Origin of the sequence: Burkholderia sp. E168m23, from assembly GCF_016586125.1 — a bacterium.
GTDB classification, from domain to species: domain Bacteria; phylum Pseudomonadota; class Gammaproteobacteria; order Burkholderiales; family Burkholderiaceae; genus Burkholderia; species Burkholderia orbicola.
Window position 1 is genome coordinate 1 of record NZ_BCPP01000314.1, and the last position, 6902, is coordinate 6902.

A 6902-nucleotide genomic window follows, 5' to 3' on the forward strand; every position below is an offset into this window, starting at 1 on the left:
TCCGCAGGTCGCGGCCGATCAGGCACCGCCGTTCGACTACCGCGCATTGCGTCGTGCCTTCGGCGGGCTCTACATCGCGAACGGCGGCTACACGAAGGCGCGTGCGCAACAGGCACTCGACGACGGCCATGCCGACCTCGTGTCGTTCGCCTATCCGTTCATCGCGAACCCGGACTTCGTGACGCGTCTTCGACACGATCGCCCGCTCGCGCACGCGGACATGTCCACCGCTTACGGCGGCGGTGAAGCCGGCTACACCGACTATCCGACGCTCGACGCGTAAGCATCAATCGCCCGACAACAGGTCGGTCGCTCGACCGGATCGACGATCCACCCACTCATTCATTATGAATTCCATATGATCAATTCGATCAACCGCGCACTGTACAAAACAACCGTTCAAACGCCCGTCGTCAACCTCGTGCTGTCCGTCCTCGTGCGACTCCTCATCGCCGGCGTGTATCTCGGCGCCGGGATCAGCAAGATCTTCAACTATGCGGGCACCCAGCAGTACATGGAACACATGGGCGTGTCGGGCGCGCTGCTTCCGCTCGTGATCGTCGTCGAAATCGCCGGCGGCCTGGCCTTGATCACCGGCTTCATGACGCGGCTCGCCGCGCTCGGGCTCGCGATCTTCTCGATCATCGCCGCAGTGATCTTCCACGGCGGCGGCGACCAGACCCAGCAGACGTTCTTCATGATGAACCTGTCGATGGCAGGCGGCCTGCTCGCGCTGTTCCTGCATGGCGCCGGCCCTCTCGCGTTCGACCGCGCACAGCCGGACTGACCCGTCGGCTTTCGGCGACACACAACTGCGCGGCCGATCCGGGTCCGCGCTTCATCCATCCCCGGGGGCGAACGCCCCCATTCCAAGCGAGATGTTTCCATGACCAGCATGCATGCCATCCAGATCGAGCGGGTCGGCGATCCTTCTGTCCTTCGTCCCGTCGTGATCGAGCGCCCGACCCCTGCCGCCGACGAGGTTCTCGTACGGGTCACGCGTATCGGACTGAATTTCGCGGAAACGCTGCAACGTGCCGGCACCTATCCGGGCCCGGCGCTGACACTGCCCGCAGTGCCCGGCTCGGAAGTCGTCGGCACCGTCGCTGCCGTCGGCGCGAACGTGCGGGACATCCGGGTCGGCGCACGCGTCGCGGCGCCGCTGTTCGGCGCGATGCGCGCGACCGGCGGCTACGCCGAATACGTGACGCTCGGCGCCGCGCTGATTACCGCGATTCCCGACGAAGTCTCCGACGACGACGCGGTCGCCGTGATGTTGCAGGGGCTCGTGGCCCGTGTGCTGCTGCGCGAGACGCCCGTGGCCGCACGCACGGTCGCGATCACTGCCGCGGCCGGCGGCGTCGGCTCGATGCTGATCCAGCTGGCGCGACTCGACGGGGCACGCTCGATCACGGGCCTCGCAGGCGCGCCGGCCAAACTGCATGCGGTGCGAACGCTCGGCGCCGATCGGGCCATCAGCTATCGCGACGCGGACTGGGCCGATCAATTGAGCGACGCCACCGGCCGCGAGGGCCCTGACGTCGTATTCGATTCGATCGGCGGGACGGTCGCGCGCACGTTGGTGTCGGGTCTTGCGGTATACGGCCGGTTCGTCAGCTACGGCGCCGCGAGCGGTCAACTCCTGACGATCGACGAGGCGCTGATGAATGCGTTGATCTTCGGCAGCCGATCGGTGGCCGGCTTCGCGCTGCACGCGTTCCTCAACGAGCACGTCGTGCGCCGGACACTCGGCGAACTGTTCGGACTGCTCGCGACCGGCAAGCTGAAGCCGCTGATCGGCGGCAGCTACGGGTTCGATGCGATTGCCGACGCACATCACGCGCTCGAAACCGGCCAGACGACCGGCAAGCTGATCCTGCGCGTCGAATGATCGTGATATACCGGCGCGTGACGGCACCGTCGTCGCGCGCCAGCGAGCTCGCCTGCCGTATGGCGATCACCCACTTTCGCGCGGACGACCCGGAGCACGACGCGCGATTTCGCTCACGGAGCATCCGTTGAAAGACGACGATAACGAAGCAGGCATGCGCGTCTCGCGCCGACAGGTCATCGGCAATCTTGGCGCACTGGCTGCGATGTCCGCACTCGGTCCGTCCGCCGCGCATGCCGTCGACGCGCCGCCAGCCGCGGAGAGCCTGACGAATCCGGTCGGCTTGTACCCGAAGCCGCCGTTCCCGCATCAGGTCCAGGCGCCGCCGGGACTCGCGAGCCGGATGCAGCCGCGCCCCGACCACGGCGAGCAAAGCTATCGCGGCCGTGGCCGGCTCGTCGGCCGCAAGGCCCTCGTCACCGGCGGCGACTCGGGCATCGGCAGGGCAGCAGCCATTGCGTTCGCGCGCGAAGGGGCGGACGTCGCGATCGGCTATCTCCCCGTCGAGGAATCCGATGCGCGGGAAGTCGTGGCGTTGATCCGGGCAGCAGGACGCAAAGCCGTCGCGCTGCCCGGCGACATCCGCGACGAAGCGTTCTGCCAGCGGCTGGTCGCACGCGCGGCGGCGGAACTCGGCGGGATCGACATTCTCGTCAACAACGCCGCCCGACAACAGGCGCTCGATTCGATCGACGAGATGACGACCGAGCATTTCGATGCAACGATCAAGACCAATCTTTACGGGATGTTCTGGATCACGAAGGCGGCCATCCCGCATCTTCCGCCCGGCGCGTCGATCATCAACACCACGTCGGTCCAGGCAGTCAGGGCGAGCGCCAACCTGCTCGACTATGCGACGACGAAAGCCGGCATCATCGCGTTCACCCGATCGCTCGCGAAGCAGCTCGGGCCGCATGGCATTCGCGTCAATGCAGTCGCTCCCGGCCCCTACTGGACCCCGCTGCAATCGAGCGGCGGCCAGCCACCGGAGACGGTCGTCAACTATGCGGCGGGCTCGCCGTACGGCAGGCCGGGACAACCGGCCGAAATCGCCCCGCTGTATGTCGCGCTCGCCTCGTCGGAAACGAGCTATGCGAACGGGCAGGTCTGGGGCGCGGACGGCGGGCTGGGAATTTTCTGACACGCGACAAGCCGCGATATTTTTCATGTCCCGGCCGGCGTCGCAGCCTCGCCTCGATGGCGACGCCGCACAAACAAAAAACCCGCGAGCGCTGCATTTCTCGCGGGTTTTTCACACCTTCATCGAATCGAATCGCATCAACGCAATCGATGGTGCCGGGGACCGGACTCGAACCGGCAAGCCAGTTAAGGCGGCGGATTTTCGTCACACTGCTTCTTTCAAAGCCGGCGTCGCGTGCGCGAACCGTTCGTGCGCTGGACTATGCCTTCACCGTCGCGCGCGGGCGTGACCGCTGCCCGTGCGCCTTAGGCGCCCCCCGTCTAGTCTCTACACCTTCCTCGCGGATGCCGCGAGGCTTGGCTCGGCGTTGCCTCGATGCGCGCATCAGGGGTTTCGCCGAATTTGAAGGGTTCTGCACCGACCGTTTCCGGCCGGGCACTCAATCGTTTAAGTCCGCTATGTTTACCAATTTCATCACCCCGGCAAGAGGGCGGACGCGATTCTACCATTGCTTGCGCATGCGTTCCCCTTATTCCCCGCACCGCATCGCGACACCGGCCATCGCAGCATCGCCTCCTCCCTCGCATTCAACGCCGATACGACACCGATGCCACACGGCCGACGATTTCGTCCCACGCCGCCACCTCCGCCGATACAATCGACCGCGCGTCGTCTGACCACCTCAACCGTCTGACGTTTGTGTCGTGCTTTTCGCGAAACAAGCGTCGCGCGCGTCATCGCGAAGTCACAAACGTTTTCGATAATTCCCCGGCCGAAAACGTTTACATCGCATGACTTCATGACCTCGACCATCAAGGACGTCGCCGCCCTCGCGGGCTTCTCGATCGCCACCGTTTCGCGTGCGATCAACGCGCCGCATACCGTCAGCCCCGCCACGCTGCAGACGATCCGCACCGCCATCGACACGCTGCAGTTCCGCCCGAGCCCGCTCGGCCGGCAACTGCGCGGCGAGCGCACGCGGCTCGTCGGCGTCGTCGTGCCGACGCTGTCGAACCCGGTGTTCGCCGACTGCCTGCAAGGCATCGACGCGCTCGCGACCGCGGCCGGGTTCAAGCTCATACTGATGACGACCGAATACGATGCGGCGCGCGAACGTCATGCGATCGAGACGCTGCGCGAACAGCGCGTCGAAGGGCTGATCCTCACCGTCGCCGATGCGGATACGCACCCGCTGCTCGACATGCTCGATCGCGACGGCCCGCATTACGTGCTGATGCACAACGACACGCAGCGCCGCCCGTCGGTGTCGGTCGACAACCGCCGCGCCGCCTATGACGGCGTGCGGTTGCTGACCGCGCGCGGTCACCGTCGCGTGTTGATGCTGGCCGGTTCGCTCGCCGCGTCGGATCGCGCGCGCCAGCGTCATCTCGGTTATGCGCAGGCACTCGACGAAAGCGGCGTGGCGCCGCTGCCGCCCGTCGAAGTCGACTTCAACGCGCCCGAGCTGCCCGACGCGGTGCTCGCGCATCTCACCGCGCACGCCACGCGGCCGACGGCCCTCTTCTGCAGCAACGACCTGCTCGCGATGGTCGTGATGCGCGGCCTGCGCCGCGCGGGTTTCTCGATTCCCGACGACCTGTCGGTGCTCGGCTTCGACGGGATCGCGATCGGCGAGCTGCTCGCGCCGCCGCTCGCGAGCGTCACGACGCCGAACCGCGACATCGGCCGCCACGCGTGGCAGCGTCTCGTCGAATGTATCGGCGGTGCAGCGATCGACCGCACGTCGACGATCCTGCCGCACGCGGTACGCGACGGCGCGACGATTGCACCGCCCGCCGCCGACCTGCAACTGCGCAAGGCCTGAGCGCCGACCGCATGCGCCGCGCGGCCACACACACCCATAACCACACCCCAGCGCTACACCCACTCGCCCGGAGATTCGCCGTGTCCTTTCGCCTGACCTCGCTGCTGCGCGCGCTTGCCGCGCCGCTCGCCTTCGCCGCGCTCGTCGCCGGCGCCCCCGCGGCCCACGCCGACGAAACGGCGATCTGCTACAACTGCCCGCCCGAATGGGCCGACTGGGCCGCGCAGATCGCGGCGATCAAGCAGAAGACCGGCATCCGCGTGCCGTTCGACAACAAGAACTCGGGCCAGTCGATCGCGCAGTTGATCGCCGAGCAGAAGAGCCCGGTGGCCGACGTCGTCTACCTCGGCGTGTCGTCGGCGTTCCAGGCGAAGGACAAGGACGTGATCGCGCCGTACAAGCCCGCGCACTGGAACGACATTCCCGCGAACCTGAAGGACCCGCAAGGCTACTGGTTCGCGATCCACTCGGGCACGCTCGGCTTCTTCGTGAACAAGGACGCGCTCGACGGCAAGCCGGTGCCGCGTTCGTGGGCCGATCTGCTGAAGCCCGAATACAAGGGCATGGTCGGCTATCTCGATCCGTCGAGCGCATTCGTCGGCTACGCGGGCGCGGTCGCCGTCAACCAGGCGCTCGGCGGCAGCCTCGACAACTTCAAGCCGGGCCTCGACTGGTTCCGCAAGCTGAAGGCGAACGCGCCGATCGTGCCGAAGCAGACCGCGTATGCGCGCGTGCTGTCCGGCGAGATTCCGATCCTGCTCGACTACGACTTCGATGCGTATCGCGCGAAATACAAGGACAACGCGAACGTCGAATTCGTGATCCCGAAGGAAGGCACGATCGCGGTGCCGTACGTGATGAGCCTCGTGAAGGGCGCGCCGCACGATGCGAACGGCAAGAAGGTGCTCGATTTCGTGCTGTCGGACGAAGGCCAGAAGCTGTGGGCCAACGCCTACCTGCGTCCGGTGCGCGCGCAGGCGCTCGGCGCCGACATCGCCGCGAAGTTCCTGCCGGCGAGCGAATACGCGCGAGCGAAATCGGTCGACTTCGGCAAGATGGCGGCCGGCCAGCAGGTGTTCGGCCAGCAGTACCTGCAAGTGATGCAGTAAGCGGCCGGCCCCACGTCATGCTCGACCTGACTTTTCCGCTGCGCTGGCGCGTCGCGCTCGTCGCGCCGGCGCTCGCGGTATTCGCCGCGTTCTGGCTGCTGCCGATGGCGTCGCTCGTGCAGGTGTCCGCCGATGGCGCCTTCTTCTCGCACTACGCGGCGCTGCTCGGCAATGCACGCTACATGAAGAGCCTCGGCGAGACGGTGGCGCTGTCCGCGGGCGTCACGCTCGCGACGCTCGCGCTGTCGACGATCTCCGGCCTGCTGCTCGCACGCCGCGAATTCGCCGGCAAGCGCGTGCTGCTCGCGCTGCTGACGTTTCCGCTCGCGTTCCCGGGTGTCGTGGTCGGCTTCATGGTGATCATGCTCGCCGGACGCCAGGGGCTGATCGGCATGCTGTCTGCGAAGCTCACCGGCGACAAGTTCGTATTCGCGTATTCGGTGGCGGGCCTGTTCATCGGCTACCTGTACTTCTCGATTCCGCGCGTGATCGTCACCGTGATCGCGGCCGCGTCGAAGCTCGACGCGTCGCTCGAGGAAGCCGCGCGTTCGCTCGGCGCGTCGCCGTGGCGCATCTTCGTCGACATCGTGCTGCCCGCGCTCACGCCGGGCCTGATCGCGGCCGGCGCGATCTGCTTCGCGACCGCGATGGGTGCGTTCGGCACCGCGTTCACGCTCGCCACCGACCTGAACGTATTGCCGATGACGATCTACACCGAGTTCACGCTGAACGCGAACATCGCAACGGCGGCCGGCCTGTCGATCGTGCTCGGCGTCGTCACCTGGGCCGTGCTCGCGCTCGCACGACGCTTCACCGGTCACACCGCCGCCGCCGCGGCCTGAGGAATTCCGCATGACATCGCTTTCCGGCTCTTCCGCGCCCTCCCCGGCACCTGTGCCGGCTTCCCTGCCAGCGAAACCTGCCGCCCGGCACGCG

General features: G+C 66.9%; 6 protein-coding genes and 1 pseudogene. All 7 read left to right on the plus strand.

Annotated elements, in window-relative coordinates:
* Positions 1 to 283: pseudogene (locus JMF90_RS17350) on the plus strand (alkene reductase); the annotation flags it as partial.
* A 75-nt stretch (positions 284 to 358) separates the two neighbouring features.
* Positions 359 to 787, plus strand: coding sequence for a DoxX family protein (locus JMF90_RS17355; RefSeq protein ID WP_011545037.1), 429 nt, complete (start codon positions 359 to 361; stop codon positions 785 to 787).
* A 99-nt stretch (positions 788 to 886) separates the two neighbouring features.
* Complete coding sequence (locus tag JMF90_RS17360; protein WP_054927571.1) at positions 887 to 1891, plus strand: zinc-binding dehydrogenase; 1005 nt, start codon at positions 887 to 889, stop codon at positions 1889 to 1891.
* Positions 1892 to 2045: 154 nt separating this feature from the next.
* The gene (locus tag JMF90_RS17365) at positions 2046 to 3032 is read left to right on the plus strand and encodes an SDR family oxidoreductase (RefSeq protein WP_011545035.1); all 987 of its coding nucleotides are present in this window, start codon (positions 2046 to 2048) and stop codon (positions 3030 to 3032) included.
* A 799-nt stretch (positions 3033 to 3831) separates the two neighbouring features.
* Positions 3832 to 4857, plus strand: coding sequence for a substrate-binding domain-containing protein (locus tag JMF90_RS17370; RefSeq protein WP_011545033.1), 1026 nt, complete (start codon positions 3832 to 3834; stop codon positions 4855 to 4857).
* 80 nt (positions 4858 to 4937) lie between these two features.
* Positions 4938 to 5966, plus strand: coding sequence for an ABC transporter substrate-binding protein (locus JMF90_RS17375; protein WP_041489179.1), 1029 nt, complete (start codon positions 4938 to 4940; stop codon positions 5964 to 5966).
* Positions 5967 to 5983: 17 nt separating this feature from the next.
* A complete protein-coding gene (locus tag JMF90_RS17380) occupies positions 5984 to 6808 on the plus strand; it encodes an ABC transporter permease (protein WP_011545031.1) in 825 nt (274 codons plus the stop codon).
* Positions 6809 to 6902: the final 94 nt, after the last annotated feature.

Excerpts from the sequence above, each read along its gene's own strand:
- JMF90_RS17365 (WP_011545035.1), top strand. The coding sequence starts at position 2,046 with ATGCGCGTCTCGCGCCGACAGGTCATCGGCAATCTTGGCGCACTGGCT.
- JMF90_RS17380 (WP_011545031.1), top strand. The coding sequence starts at position 5,984 with ATGCTCGACCTGACTTTTCCGCTGCGCTGGCGCGTCGCGCTCGTCGCG.
- JMF90_RS17360 (WP_054927571.1), top strand. The coding sequence starts at position 887 with ATGACCAGCATGCATGCCATCCAGATCGAGCGGGTCGGCGATCCTTCT.
- JMF90_RS17370 (WP_011545033.1), top strand. The coding sequence starts at position 3,832 with ATGACCTCGACCATCAAGGACGTCGCCGCCCTCGCGGGCTTCTCGATC.
- JMF90_RS17355 (WP_011545037.1), top strand. The coding sequence starts at position 359 with ATGATCAATTCGATCAACCGCGCACTGTACAAAACAACCGTTCAAACG.